11 protein-coding genes and 10 tRNA genes are annotated in these 13,693 nt (G+C 43.0%); 19 read left to right on the plus strand and 2 right to left on the minus strand.

The window, feature by feature from the left end; translation table 11 throughout:
* Positions 1 to 39: 39 nt before the first annotated feature.
* The 16 genes from JEQ21_RS08725 (at position 40) to JEQ21_RS08800 (ending at position 6,600) form a co-directional block, all read left to right on the plus strand.
* A tRNA-Arg gene (locus JEQ21_RS08725) sits at positions 40 to 113 on the plus strand.
* Positions 114 to 247: 134 nt separating this feature from the next.
* A tRNA-Pro gene (locus JEQ21_RS08730) sits at positions 248 to 321 on the plus strand.
* A 3-nt stretch (positions 322 to 324) separates the two neighbouring features.
* A tRNA-Met gene (locus JEQ21_RS08735) sits at positions 325 to 398 on the plus strand.
* A gap of 24 nt (positions 399 to 422) precedes the next feature.
* A tRNA-Ile gene (locus tag JEQ21_RS08740) sits at positions 423 to 496 on the plus strand.
* A 5-nt stretch (positions 497 to 501) separates the two neighbouring features.
* A tRNA-Ser gene (locus JEQ21_RS08745) sits at positions 502 to 591 on the plus strand.
* Between the two features lie 14 nt (positions 592 to 605).
* A tRNA-Met gene (locus JEQ21_RS08750) sits at positions 606 to 679 on the plus strand.
* Positions 680 to 682: 3 nt separating this feature from the next.
* Positions 683 to 755: transfer RNA gene (locus JEQ21_RS08755), tRNA-Phe, on the plus strand.
* A 12-nt stretch (positions 756 to 767) separates the two neighbouring features.
* Positions 768 to 838 (plus strand) — tRNA-Gly (locus JEQ21_RS08760).
* A 37-nt stretch (positions 839 to 875) separates the two neighbouring features.
* Positions 876 to 949 (plus strand) — tRNA-Ile (locus tag JEQ21_RS08765).
* Positions 950 to 951: 2 nt separating this feature from the next.
* Positions 952 to 1,039: transfer RNA gene (locus tag JEQ21_RS08770), tRNA-Ser, on the plus strand.
* 64 nt (positions 1,040 to 1,103) lie between these two features.
* Complete coding sequence (gene mreC / locus JEQ21_RS08775) at positions 1,104 to 1,919, plus strand: rod shape-determining protein MreC (RefSeq protein ID WP_199365095.1); 816 nt, start codon at positions 1,104 to 1,106, stop codon at positions 1,917 to 1,919.
* Complete coding sequence (gene mreD, locus JEQ21_RS08780; RefSeq protein WP_199365097.1) at positions 1,919 to 2,425, plus strand: rod shape-determining protein MreD; 507 nt, start codon at positions 1,919 to 1,921, stop codon at positions 2,423 to 2,425. Before mreC ends, mreD begins: the two co-directional genes overlap by 1 nt.
* Positions 2,426 to 2,491: 66 nt before the next feature.
* Positions 2,492 to 3,460, plus strand: a complete 969-nt coding sequence (locus JEQ21_RS08785; protein ID WP_199365099.1) for a ribose-phosphate diphosphokinase — start codon at positions 2,492 to 2,494, stop codon at positions 3,458 to 3,460.
* Positions 3,461 to 3,682: 222 nt separating this feature from the next.
* The gene (gene recO, locus JEQ21_RS08790) at positions 3,683 to 4,447 is read left to right on the plus strand and encodes a DNA repair protein RecO (RefSeq protein WP_199365101.1); all 765 of its coding nucleotides are present in this window, start codon (positions 3,683 to 3,685) and stop codon (positions 4,445 to 4,447) included.
* Positions 4,444 to 5,448 (plus strand): phosphate acyltransferase PlsX, encoded by a 1,005-nt coding sequence (gene plsX / locus JEQ21_RS08795; RefSeq protein WP_199365103.1) that lies wholly within the window; start codon positions 4,444 to 4,446, stop codon positions 5,446 to 5,448. The genes recO and plsX overlap by 4 nt, the downstream gene beginning before the upstream one ends.
* 492 nt (positions 5,449 to 5,940) lie before the next feature.
* Positions 5,941 to 6,600 (plus strand): HAD family hydrolase, encoded by a 660-nt coding sequence (locus JEQ21_RS08800; RefSeq protein WP_199365106.1) that lies wholly within the window; start codon positions 5,941 to 5,943, stop codon positions 6,598 to 6,600.
* Between the two features lie 431 nt (positions 6,601 to 7,031).
* Here the strand turns inward: JEQ21_RS08800 and JEQ21_RS08805 are convergent, their stop codons facing one another.
* Positions 7,032 to 8,321: a CHAP domain-containing protein gene (locus tag JEQ21_RS08805; protein ID WP_233340854.1), complete on the minus strand. Its 1,290-nt coding sequence runs from the start codon at positions 8,319 to 8,321 to the stop codon at positions 7,032 to 7,034.
* 98 nt (positions 8,322 to 8,419) lie between these two features.
* Here JEQ21_RS08805 and purB point away from each other — a divergent pair, with 98 nt between their 5' ends.
* Positions 8,420 to 9,712 carry an adenylosuccinate lyase gene (gene purB, locus JEQ21_RS08810; RefSeq protein ID WP_199365111.1) on the plus strand — a complete coding sequence of 431 codons (1,293 nt, stop codon included), beginning with the start codon at positions 8,420 to 8,422 and terminating at the stop codon, positions 9,710 to 9,712.
* 403 nt (positions 9,713 to 10,115) lie between these two features.
* On the opposite strand, the gene JEQ21_RS08815 is transcribed toward purB, so the two are convergent.
* A complete protein-coding gene (locus tag JEQ21_RS08815) occupies positions 10,116 to 10,826 on the minus strand; it encodes a GntR family transcriptional regulator (protein ID WP_196092425.1) in 711 nt (236 codons plus the stop codon).
* Positions 10,827 to 11,042: 216 nt separating this feature from the next.
* Between JEQ21_RS08815 and ruvB the strand changes: the two genes are divergently transcribed.
* Together ruvB and JEQ21_RS08825 are read left to right on the plus strand one after the other, a co-directional pair.
* Positions 11,043 to 12,047, plus strand: coding sequence for a Holliday junction branch migration DNA helicase RuvB (ruvB, locus tag JEQ21_RS08820; RefSeq protein WP_199365119.1), 1,005 nt, complete (start codon positions 11,043 to 11,045; stop codon positions 12,045 to 12,047).
* A gap of 1,093 nt (positions 12,048 to 13,140) precedes the next feature.
* Positions 13,141 to 13,693, plus strand: a 553-nt coding sequence (locus JEQ21_RS08825) for a transposase (protein ID WP_199365120.1), incomplete at its 3' end; no start/stop codon positions are given.

A 13,693-nucleotide genomic window follows, 5' to 3' on the forward strand; every position in this document is an offset into this window, starting at 1 on the left:
ACTGATCGTACCGGTTCGATTCCGGTCCTCGGCAAATGAGCACCCTTAGCTCAACTGGATAGAGTACCTGACTACGAATCAGGCGGTTAGAGGTTCGACTCCTCTAGGGTGCATGTAAATAATAATACGGGAAGTAGCTCGGATTTGTAGAGCTCAAAGCTTAGCTTTGAGGTTGCGGATGAGGATTTGCGAAGCAAATCTACTTAGCAAGTACTCTACAGCTGAGATACAACCGAATTTATAGTTACGGGAAGTAGCTCAGCTTGGTAGAGTACTTGGTTTGGGACCAAGGTGTCGCAGGTTCGAATCCTGTCTTCCCGATATGGCGGTGTAGCTCAGCTGGCTAGAGCGTCCGGTTCATACCCGGGAGGTCGGGGGTTCGATCCCCTTCGCCGCTATGTTTTTTAGTATCGATCTTGCTTGGACCTTTAGCTCAGCTGGTTAGAGCTCTCGGCTCATAACCGAGTGGTCGTAGGTTCAAGTCCTACAAGGTCCATATTTGGAGGATTACCCAAGTCCGGCTGAAGGGAACGGTCTTGAAAACCGTCAGGCGTGTAAAAGCGTGCGTGGGTTCGAATCCCACATCCTCCTTGTTTTAAGAATAGCGCGGGATGGAGCAGCTAGGTAGCTCGTCGGGCTCATAACCCGAAGGTCGTAGGTTCAAATCCTGCTCCCGCAATTTGGCTCGGTAGCTCAGTTGGTAGAGCAATGGATTGAAGCTCCATGTGTCGGCGGTTCGATTCCGTCTCGCGCCATTTCTTTTATAAGCGGGTGTAGTTTAGTGGTAAAACTACAGCCTTCCAAGCTGTTGTCGCGAGTTCGATTCTCGTCACCCGCTTTGAACTTTTATGTTCAAGATACCAAGTTTTTAACTTGGGCGCGTAGCTCAGGTGGTTAGAGCGCACGCCTGATAAGCGTGAGGTCGGTGGTTCGAGTCCACTCGTGCCCATAGGAGAATTACTCAAGAGGCTGAAGAGGACGGTTTGCTAAATCGTTAGGTCGGGTAACCGGCGCGGGGGTTCGAATCCCCCATTCTCCGTCGTGAAAGTAAGGTTGGGATTTATCCTAGCCTTCTTATTTTATCCTTTTTTAGTGGTGGATGTATGAAAAAATTTCGCATGTCAAAAACAGTTCTCCTCACAGGTTTAGCTTCGATTCTTGTCTTGGGATTACTGTTTTTTTCTTATTCTTCAGTCATTGTTCAGCAAACCAATCGAGGTGTTGCTTTTCTGAGTCGTTTACTGCATCTGCCTTTTGAGGCTTTGCGGCAAGCGGAAACAGATTTTTCTAATTTATTTTATGCTTATGAAGAAAATCAGGACTTAAAGCAGCGTCTCTATGCCATGGATGAGGAAGTGAATCAGGTTGACTCTCTTAAGAAGGAGAATGAAGAATTGCGGCAACAGTTAGGTTTGCAGTCCCAGTTTAAGGACCGCAAAGTCATCCAGGCAGGGGTTATCGATCGTCTACCAGCTACTTGGTCTAATCGGTTAGTGATTGATAAAGGTTCACAAGATGGGCTTGTCGAGAATATGTATGTCGTTGCTCATGGTGGACTCGTGGGTCAGGTTTTGGAAGTTTCTGACGAAACTAGTGTTGTCTCCCTCTTGACTTCGGAACAAGAACCTTTAGCAATTCCTGTTAAAATCAATACAGGTTCTAAAGATATTTTTGGAATTATTAAGTCCTATGATCCGGTACAGCAGCTGGTAACGGTGAGCCAGCTCAACGCTTCGGATGAGATTCCAAAAGGGTCTCGTGTGATGACGTCTGGTTTGGGAAATATGCCGGTGAAGGATATTCCTTTGGGGCAAGTTGAGTCCAGTAAGCAGAATAGCAATAACTTAGAGCGTGAAGTCTACGTTAAGATGTCCGCAAGCAGTTTAGATTTTTCAACAGTTAGTGTGGTAGGTCAATAATGAAAGCAGTCTGGAATCTTTTTCAAATCCTTGGTCTCTTTCTCTTGCTTTGGTTTGTAGACCAGCAATCCTCCCTATTCTTGTCCTATCTGATTCCTAGTCACTGGTATCCTGTGTTTCATGCTAGTCTGATTTTCTTGCTCTTTGCTTCGGTTTTTTATTCAACCTTTACTTTATTAGGCGCAAGCTTGATCGCCGGTTTTCTTTTGGATAGTTATGTCTTCCATTCCATTGGCATTCTTTTTGTACTGTTACCTCTCTGCGTTCTCTTTGTAACGAGTTTGAATCGTTTGTTTTTACGAAATACCTGGACCATTCTACTCGCAACAGTTCTCCTCATTAGTCTTTTTGAAAGTCTCTATTTTGGAGCTGCCAGTCTTTTTGGGATGGCCAGTTTGAATTGGACGGATTTTGTGGCTCTGAGTCTTGCCCCTAGTTTGGCTGTTAATCTCCTTTTAAGTTTGTTGGCAACCCCTCTTTTTCGTTTTTTCCTAGCCAAATCTTGATTTCATTTGAAAAAAGATTTGAAAAGGTTTAAAATGGAAGAAGGGATAAAAAATGCGGAGGAAATCATGTCTTTTTCTGATTTAAAATTGTTTGCTCTGTCGTCAAATCAGGAACTAGCCAAGCGTGTGGCAGCTGCGATTGGTATGGAATTGGGTAAATCCAGTGTCCGTCAGTTCTCAGATGGAGAGATTCAAGTGAATATTGAGGAATCCATTCGTGGAAAACACGTTTACATTCTTCAATCTACCAGCTCACCGGTTAATGATAACTTGATGGAAATCTTGATTTTGGTAGATGCTTTGAAACGGGCAAGTGCGGAGTCGGTTAATGTGGTCATGCCTTATTATGGGTATGCTCGCCAAGACCGGAAAGCCAGAGCTCGGGAGCCGATTACATCTAAACTTGTGGCTGATATGCTGCAAGTAGCAGGAGTTAACCGTCTGTTGACCGTTGATTTGCACGCAGCTCAAATTCAAGGATTCTTTGATATTCCAGTGGATCATCTGATGGGAGCTCCATTGATTGCGGACTATTTTGAACGTCGTGGCATGGTTGGCGATAACTATGTTGTGGTGAGTCCAGACCATGGGGGTGTTACGCGCGCACGGAAACTGGCAGAATTCCTACGGACACCGATTGCCATTATTGACAAACGTCGTTCCGTTGACAAGATGAACACCAGCGAAGTGATGAATATCATCGGGAAGGTTGAAGGTAAGACCTGTATTCTGATTGATGACATGATTGATACAGCGGGAACCATTGCCCACGCTGCAGACGCCTTACAAGAGGCGGGAGCAGTTGAGGTGTATGCTAGCTGTACCCACCCTGTCTTATCAGGACCAGCCATGGATAATATCCAGAATTCAGCCATTAAGAAATTGGTCGTTTTGGATACGATCTATCTTCCAGAAGAGCGTTTGATTGACAAGATTGTTCAAATCTCAACCGCAGATCTTTTGGCAGAGGCTATTATTCGCATTCATGAAAAACGTCCTCTATCGAGTTTATTTGCTTTGAGTAAGAATAAGTAGGTAGCAGAATGATATAGTCTTTTTGTTTGCTTTTAGTACAAGGCAGCGAGTCGTAGACAGCTCAAAATTTCCGGGGGAGATTTTGAGCTTGCTGATAAAACTTTTGAAGAAAGTTTCAAATGAGTACGGCAAGACGAGCTAACACAGTAATAAAAGATAAACGAAAAGATTATAAAAGAAAAGGGGCTGGCTCAGCCCCTTTTACTATTTAGGTAGGTGCTGATGGAGACAGTTCAATCCAAAGGTTTGGTTCTTTACAACCGTCCCTATCGGGAAAAGGACCGCCTGGTGAAGATTTTTACAGAGAAGGCTGGGAAGCGGATGTTTTTTGTCCGTAATGTGGAGAAGTCCCAGCGTTTGGCTCAGATTCAGCCTTTGGTGTTTGGGGACTATATTCTGAAACTTCGGGAGGAAGGTCTGGGCTATATTGATGAAGTCAGTGTGGAGACGTCCTATCCTAAGGTTCAGGGAGATATTTATTCCCTGGCCTATGCGTCCTATGTTTTGGCTTTAGCGGATGCCAGTATTCAGGATGGGCAAGCGGATCCAGCTCTTTTTCAATTTGTGACCAAGACCTTGGAGTTGATGGAGGAAGGTCTGGATTACGAGGTATTGACCTTGATCTTTGAGATGCAGATTTTAGATCGTTTTGGGACACGTTTACTCTTGTCGGAGTGTTGCCTCTGTCATCGGACTGGTTTGCCCTTTGACTATAGTTTTGTCTATGACGGGGTGCTGTGTCCCGAACATTATGATCAGGATGTCCATCGTGCTCACTTTAATCCCAACAGTCTCTTCCTTCTTGAGAGATTTCAGGCTGTTTCCCTGGAGGAATTAGAGAGCATCCGTTTATCCACTGAAACCAAGGCTGACTTACGTCGGACCCTTGATACTTTTTACCAAGAATATGTCGGCATTCACTTGAAGGCCAAAAAATTTCTAGATTCCCTGGATGAGTGGGGGAGTCTGTTGAAGGAGAGAAAATGAAACGTATTGCCATTGATGCTATGGGAGGCGATGCTGCGCCTCAGGCTATTGTTGAGGGAGTTCTACGGGTCCGTGATGAGCTATCCGATGTGATCTTTCAATTGTATGGGGATCAAGATCAGATTCAACCTCTCATTGAGAATAGCAATCGGATTGAGATCATTCACACTAAGGAAAAAATTGAAGGGGATGATGAGCCAGCTCGGGCTATTCGGCGTAAAAAGGATGCCAGCATGGTCCTCGCGGCCAAAGCCGTCAAAGAAGGGCAGGCAGATGCCCTTCTATCAGCTGGAAATACCGGTGCTTTGCTAGCTGCATCCTTCTTCATTATTGGTCGGATTAAAGGAATTGACCGGCCTGGTTTGTTGACGATTTTGCCAAGCAAAAATGGCCAAGGCTTTGTGATGATGGACTTGGGGGCGAATGCGGAAAGTACAGCAGGGCATTTGGAGCAATATGCTCTCATGGGCTCCTTCTATGCCAGCCAGGTTCGCGGAATCCAAAACCCTCGAGTGGGACTGCTCAATAATGGATCCGAAGCTGGTAAGGGGGATCCCCTCCGCAAGGAAGCCTATCAACTCTTGGAGGCTCGTGAGGACCTCAACTTTGTAGGGAACGTTGAAGCGCGGGATCTGATGGATCAGGTAGCTGATGTTGTGGTGACAGACGGATTTACTGGAAATGCAGTCCTAAAAACTATGGAAGGAACAGCCTTAGGAATCCTTAGCCAACTCAAGTCTACCATCTTAGCAGGTGGCCTACGAGCTAAGTTGGGAGCCTGGTTGTTAAAACCAAGCCTTAAGGAAATGCGGCAGAGCCTAGACTATACGGAAGCTGGAGGCGCTATGCTCTTTGGTGTCAAAGCTCCTGTTGTCAAGGCTCACGGATCTAGCGATGCCAAATCCATCTACTACACCCTCAAACAAGTTGCTACCATCTTGGATAGCCAGATTGTAGAACAAACTAGGGGAGTCTTCCAAAGGGAAGAAGAATCAGTATAGAATTGAAAAAGGTTTTTGGGAGGTAAATCCCGAAAACCTTTTTTTCAGTTTGGTATTAAAAAAGACCAGACAAAAAAGTCTACTCGGTTGAACTTGTACAGGGTTTGAATAATTCGGGTTTAATGTAAAAAACGGTTAAACTATTGTGGAATATCTATAATCCAATATATAAATTGGTACTTTCTGTAGTTCATTGCTTAACTTCTTTTCAAATTACCTTCTGTAATATAAAAAAAGACCACATCTATTATTATGGATATGTATTGATAGGTATTATAATGAAGGTAGGTTGACAGTTATTCGTGTTGAACTAAAGAAAACTATTCAATGCTAATATATTGGTTATTCGTTGAAGAAGTTTTGGTGATATACTCTTTTAGTTTATCTTTTATTACTGTGTTAGCTCGTCTTGCCGTACTTTAGTACTGCCTGCGACTCGCTGCCTTGTACTAAAAGCAAACTAAAAGACTATATTTTGTAAGGAGGAGTGATATGGTTTTGGAAGCTATTATATTTGATATGGATGGTGTCATAGTGGATACAGAATATTTTGATTTTAAGATACAAAAAGATTTTATTTTAAAATCGAATCCAAATTTTTCATGTGATGAAAGTGAATTATTACAGTTGGTTGGAAAATCTTATAATACTTTGTATAAATTACTCCAAAATTTCATAGGTGATGAGTTTTCTATCAGTGAGATAGAAGAGGAATATACTAAATTTAGTGAAGAGTGTTATAGAAATATCGATTATCAAAAACTTTTTCGAAGGGATATAGAGTTTATTCTAAAATTTGCAAAAGCAAATAATATGAAATTGGCAGTTGCCTCTTCATCAAGAAAACAACACATTATTGAAGTACTAGAAGCTTGTCATATCTATCAGTATTTTGATTATATAGAAAGCGGTGAGAATTTTTCAGAAAGTAAACCGAATCCAGAGATTTATTATTCTGTTTTAAAAGATTTATCGGTAGTACCTGAAAATTGCATTGCTCTTGAAGATTCCTATTCAGGCATAGAGGCAGCAACAGGTACAGGGATTCCAAGAATTGGGTATTATGATGAGAGATTGCCGATTTTTAATTCAAAAGCAAGTTGGAAAGTAGACAACATGAGACAAGCATTTGAAATAATTTCTAGTTTATAGATTGCTAATTATTGGTTTTGTCTGATTCCAGTAATAGAGCACGAAAAGAAACTCCAGGATTTGTAGACCCTGGAGTTTTCTTTAAGGAATTTTTTTCTTGGGAGTTTTCATACTCGAAACAGTTCGAAATCTGAAACGAATGTTATTGTCTTTTAGTTTACTTTTAGTACAAGGGAGCGAGTCGTAGACAGTACTGAAGTAAGGCAAGACGAGCTAACACAGTAATAAAAGATAAACTAAAAGACTATAATCCAGGAATTGGATTAAAATTTATAGGTAATGAAACAAGCATCGTTTGCCATCAATCCGATGAAGATAGTTCAACAGGTCTGGGAGACCTGTTGAATCTTATCAATAAGGCGTGCAAGGCACGCAATCAATAAGTTCACCGAAGAGGCTTGACAACGTCAGATTTTGAAATTTAATGAGTATCAGTTGCCAGGTGGATAGATATAGGTTAGATGTCCCAGCCCTTGGCTGGGGTCGAACCAGCCGCGGTAGTTGCGGATGGCTCCTTGGCCGTTGTAGTTGGCTTCTTTGACTTGGATGGCTTGGGGGGAGGCTACGTGGGTGACGAGGGCTACGTGTCCGTAGCCACCGTCGTCCCAGCAGGCGATGGCTCCGATGCGGGGTTCTGGTCCTGTTCGGAAACCAAGGGCTTGGGCTGAAGTGGCCCATTGGCCGCCGTTGCCCCACCAGTCGCCAACCCAGGGGACCAGGCGTTTGACGCCCCAGGTGCATTGGCCGGTGGGGTAGGTTGGTGCTGGGTAGAGGGGCTGGAAGTCGTGGTCACTACTTTCCTCAATAGTTGTCGCTAGGTCAGTGTGTTTGCTTTCTGTTTGTGCTGGTTGAAAGGTTTTGTGGTAGATGGTTTGGGGTTGTCCTTGTTTGAGGGCTTTGATTTGAATGGTTGCCTTTTTTGTTGGTGGAAGTTGGATGCTGGTTTGGTAAAGGGCTGGGCTAATCTTGGTTAGGGGGCAGGTCTGATTATTGAGGAGGACTTGGATTTGTTTCAGGGCTTGAGCTCTGGAAATTTCGAGGTGCAGGGTGTCGGCCTCCTCTTGGAGTTGCACTTGGGCTTCCAGTTTGTTGAGGGGGATGTGATAGTCTGCTAGGGGATAGGTTTGGCTTTGACCATTGGCAAAGGTGACTTCAATCTGACCTTGGATAGGAGCCGCAGATAGGTTTTGGTTCAAATCGATAAGGGTTTGGAAGAGTCCGTCTGGGCTTTCTGGGGTTAAGGGAAGGATTTTTGGAGTCTGCTGGTCTTGTGTGATTCGCAGGTTAGCCTTGTGGATTGCGGGGCTCTGGGGGGCTGGTTTGAGTTGAAAGAGGAGGAGACCTTGGTCGAGTTTGGCGGATGAAAATTGGGTGCGTGGTTTTAAATCTTGTGGGTTCTTGTTGCTGTTTGGAGTTGAGGGGATAAGTAAGGTTCCGCTTTGAAGGATTTGTCCGTGGGGTCCTTGGAGCCGATAGGCGTAGGGACCGGAATCAGGTGGAAAGTCTTTGAGGTTTAGGGTTAAGTCTGGGTGTTCTTCCTCTTGCTTAAGGGGGAAGTAGTGCCAGTTCTTTGGATCTTGGTTAGGCCAGATTTGAAGGGTCAGAGGTCCCTCTTTTTTTGCCATAGGAAAAATCAGCTTCACCTGCTGGGAATCCAATAAGGTAACTTGGACGGATTGGCTAGGGCGAAGGGCTTCTTGAATGGGATTGCTTGGATACATGGGCTTCTCCTGTCTGTCTTTTTCTATTCATTCGGAATGACTGGAGAAAAAGTTGTAAATAAGGTAAACTGGTAGGAGAATACTTGGAGGAGGACGACATGTTAGAACGGTATACGCGGCCAGAAATGGGGGCCATTTGGTCGGAGGAAAATAAGTACCAAGCTTGGTTGGAAGTTGAGATTTTAGCCGCTGAGGCTTGGGCTGAGTTGGGGGAAATTCCTAAGGAAGATGTGGCCTTGTTGCGGGAGAAGGCGAGCTTTGAGGTTGAGCGGATTTTAGAAATTGAACAGGAGACCCATCATGATGTGGTGGCCTTTACGCGAGCCGTTTCAGAATCTCTGGGCGAGGAGAGTAAGTGGGTTCACTTTGGGTTGACCTCAACGGATGTGGTCGATACGGCTTATGGTTATCTCTATAAGCAGGCCAATGCGATTTTGCGTCAGGATTTAGAGAATTTCTTGGGTATTATTGCAGAGAAGGCGCGTGAACACAAATACACGATTATGATGGGCCGGACCCACGGGGTTCATGCGGAGCCTACGACCTTTGGCTTGAAGTTAGCAACCTGGTACAGTGAAATGAAGCGCAATTTGGAACGCTTTAACCTGGTTGCTGAGGGGGTTGAAGCTGGGAAGATTTCAGGTGCCGTTGGGAATTTCGCCAATATCCCTCCTTTTGTGGAAGAGTACGTCTGTGAGCGCTTGGGGATTCGTCCACAAGAAATCTCCACTCAGGTACTACCGCGGGATTTACATGCGGATTACTTCAATTGCCTAGCCTTGATTGCGACCTCGATTGAGCGGATGGCGACCGAAATTCGTGGTCTACAGAAGTCCGAGCAACGGGAGGTGGAGGAGTTCTTTGCCAAGGGGCAAAAGGGAAGCTCAGCCATGCCCCACAAACGCAACCCTATTGGATCTGAGAATATGACAGGCTTGGCGCGTGTCTTGCGCGGTCATATGGTGACTGCCATGGAAGATGTGGTGCTTTGGCACGAGCGAGACATCTCTCATTCTTCAGCAGAGCGTATTATCGCTCCAGATTCAACCATTCTTTTGGACTACATGCTCAATCGCTTTGGCCGTATTGTCCAGAATTTGACCGTATTTCCTGAGAATATGCGCCGGAACATGGATGCCACCTTCGGCCTTATCTACAGCCAGCGTGTTTTATTATCTTTGATTGAAAAGGGAATGACGCGGGAAGACGCCTATGACTTGGTTCAGCCCAAAACGGCTCAAGCCTGGGATCAGCAGGTTGATTTTAAATCTCTTCTACTAGAAGATTCAGAAATCACTTCCTATCTCACCCCAGCGGAAATTGAAGACATTTTTAATCCAGACTATTATACAAGCGGAGTAGATGCTATTTTCACTCGTTTGGGACTATAATACTCATTACATTTCAAAATCTGAATGTGGTAATCCTCTTCGGTGAACTTATTGATTGCGTGCCTTGCACGCCTTATTGATAAGATTCAACAGGTCTCCCAGACCTGTTGAACTATCTTCATCGGATGGATTGCAAGCGATGCTTGCCTCATTACGTATTAATTTTAATCCAATTCCTGGATTATACTCTTTTAGTTTATCTTTTATTACTGTGTTAGCTCGTCTTGCCGTACTTTAGTACTGCCTGCGACTCGCTGCCTTGTACTAAAAGCAAACTAAAAGACTATAAAATTCGTTTCATATTTCGAACTGTTTCGAGTATAAACAAAAAGGGCCTGTCTTCTCCTGGGTGAGAAGTGGGCCCTTTTTTCGGTGTTTTTTGAATTCGGTCATTACTCATAGTTTATTGATTCCGTGACAGGAGGGTGAACTTGAAGTAATCACCACGTTTATAGGTTTTACGGTATTCCAAAATTTGACCAGTTGATTCAAGGCGCGTGGTTTTGGTTTGAAGGACAGTTGGAAATTCTTCAGCAACCTCTAGGCGTTTGCTAATTGCAGACTCTGTTGGAAAGAGAATTTCAGTTGTCTCCTCAAACTTTTCATCATTGAGATGAATATGGTAGTCAAACTTAAACCGGTCGTAGATAGAGCTATAGTAACTCAAGTCCGGATAATTGGCATTGATATACTGCTCTGGGATATAAGATTCATGGAAAACATAAGGGGTACCATCCGCTGTACGCATCCGTTCGATCTTATAGTAGTAGTGCATTGGGCCAAGTCCAAGTTTTGCGATGAACTCAGGATTATTATCCCGTGTGATAGATAGTACCGTCACTTCATCGACTTTACCCTCAAGAAAATCAGCATCAGAATATTCGATGAGTTTATGATCACCAGCTCGGGATACAAAGGTACCTTTCCCCTGTTGGCGTACGATGTAACCGTCTTTAGCTAGATCGTTCAAGGCCCGTACAACCGTAATTGAACTAACATTATACATATCAATCAACTCGGCTTCGGTATAAAATTTATCTCCATTTTCAAATTGACCGGAGATAATTTTGTGCTTGAGTTCATCTTTGATTTGTTGATACTTTGGGATTGCCATGCTATATATCACCTCACTTTCCTTCCCTCTATTAAGATTTTACCATAAAAACTTAAAAATATCTTGACAAAATACGAATTTTTTAATATATTATTAAGTTATAGATTTGAAGTAACAATATTTACCTAATTTAATTTTGTTATTTGGGTGAAAATTCAAGGGTTCAGGGCTTATTCCCATGAAAAGCAATGCTCGATTTTTTGATATAATAGGGCTATGACTAGATTAGTAGATATGGAACAAATGGGAGAGGATAGTCTGATTGAAGGCAGTCTTCGTCCGCAAAATTTTCAAGAATATATTGGCCAGGGCAAGGTCAAGGAACAGTTAAAGATTTTTATTGAGGCGGCAAAATTACGGGATGAGTCCTTGGATCATACCCTGCTGTTTGGTCCTCCCGGTCTGGGAAAAACGACCATGGCTTTTGTCATTGCCAATGAATTAGGGGTGAATCTGAAACAGACTTCAGGACCTGTGATTGAGAAGGCAGGAGACTTGGTGGCTCTTCTGAATGACCTCGAGCCAGGGGATGTCCTTTTTATCGATGAGATTCATCGCATGCCCATGGCGGTTGAGGAAATTCTCTACAGTGCTATGGAGGATTTTTATGTGGACATTATGATTGGGAGCGGGGAGACCAGCCGTTCGGTTCACTTGGAATTACCTCCTTTTACCCTCATTGGGGCAACAACAAGGGCAGGTATGCTGTCCAATCCTCTGCGGGCTCGCTTTGGAATCAATGCCCATATGGAGTATTATGACCTCCCTGATTTGACAGAGATTGTTGAACGGACGGCTGCTATTTTTGATACCGAAATTTTACCAGAAGCAGCTATTGAGCTGGCTCGTCGCAGCCGGGGAACTCCCCGAATTGCCAATCGTTTGCTGAAGCGTGTTCGGGACTTTGCCCAAATTAAAGGGGAAGGGATTATCGATCGGGATATGACGGACCAAGCCTTGACCATGTTAGACGTGGATCAAGAGGGCTTGGATTATGTGGATCAGAAAATTCTCCGTACCATGATTGAACTCTATAACGGAGGCCCCGTCGGCCTGTCCACCATTGCCGTCAATATCGCAGAAGAACGGGAAACCGTTGAAGACATGTACGAACCTTACCTGATTCAACAAGGATTTATCATCCGCACCCGTAGTGGCCGACAGGCTACTGCTAAAGCTTATGAGCATCTGGGGTATCCCTTACCGGGGACGGTAAAGTAATACTATCTCACCTATTGAAATCAGGGGAGCGTCTAAGATACTATTAGTAGTGTGAATTTAGTTGACAGGTGCTCCCTTGCTATTGTTCTACCAAATGGCTATCGTCAATTCATAATCGATAATCCTGATAAAATTTTTCCGTTCGTAGTTTCAATTTTTATAGCCGTTGTATATAGTTTTGGTTTGAGCTTTTTAGCTAGTCGTATTTTCCAGAAAGTAGAATTCTAATTATGAATAAATCAATAAGTTACTTAGTGTTCAGATATACGAACAAATCTAGATTTATTTTAGGATTGATATTGAGTGTGTTAAGTAGTTTAGTAGCTTTGATTATTCCTAGTTTGATTGGAGGATTTATCGATGGTAATTTTCTTCAACTGATCTCAGAACACCCTTTGACCCAAATTATTCATACCTAACTTAAAAACCTTCCAGAAACCGTATTGATCACAGGGTTTCTGGAAGGTTCTGCTTTTCACCCATTGGGTGAAACATTCGACTAGACAAAAAAGGATTTCCCCTTTATGATATAAGCCCGAGTTTATCACTTTAAAAATGACAAAAGATAGCTAAACCCTTGGGGGACAAGGAATTCGGATGTTTTTTTCAATTGTTTTCGTGTAGTGTATGCATGCTTTTCGTAATTTTTTAGGTCGTTATCTTTTACAAAATCTTAAATCTCTTTAATTCCAAGCAGCTTATTTAACTTCTGTATATCCGAATTATCTTAAAATCTGTACTAATCATCTTGTAAAAGGATTGCCTTGACGTTATTCAGGGCTCGAATCATGCTTTCTTTACTATAATTGTTCAGTCTATTCTGCTCAGATTAAAGCTAGAATTCAATTTTATTTCAACAAATAGACGCATACAACACAATTGAAAAAGCTAAAAGAGTTCCAAAAAATCCAGTCTTTTCAAGTGATTGGGTCGTGTTGCCTACGGTACAAAGTGATAAACTCGGGCGTATTGATCACAGGGTTTCTGGAAGGTTCTGCTTTTCACCCATTGGGTGAAACATTCGACTAGACAAAAAAGGATTTCCCCTTTATGATATAAGTGCATAAAAAATATAAAAAGAAAGGAAATCCACATGTTCAGTCTAACAAATAATAATGCTAAAAACAATAATTTTTCTTTTGAGGGAGGAAATCTTACGAATTATGGCGGACTGATTCTCTTTAAAGAATTGTTTGAGGTCTTGAAGCTGGCTGAGTTAATTTCCAAATATTTAGTCACTAATGATCAACGCCATTCCCCTCTTTACTCAGACACAATGATTGTTATCCAACTCATTTTTCAAATTCTAGCGGGTCATGATACAGACTATGCCTGTCAAGAATTGAAAGATGATGCTTATTTCTATCAGCTGCTAGAGTCGAAACAAGTTGCCTCTCAATCAACCCTGTCGCGTTTCTTTTCATGTGCAACGGAAGAAACTGTTGAGGCTTTAAGACAGCTTAATTTTGAACTAATCCAACTCTTTTTACAATTTCATCAGTTGGATAATCTTATCATTGATGTCGATTCAACTCATTTTACAACTTATGGGAAGCAAGAAGGTTCGGATTACAATGCCCATTACCGTGCTACAGGCTACCATCCTCTCTATGCTTTTGAAAGTCAAACGGGCTATTGTTTCAATG

The sequence above is a fragment of the Streptococcus sp. 121 genome (genome assembly GCF_016458205.1).
GTDB lineage: Bacteria > Bacillota > Bacilli > Lactobacillales > Streptococcaceae > Streptococcus.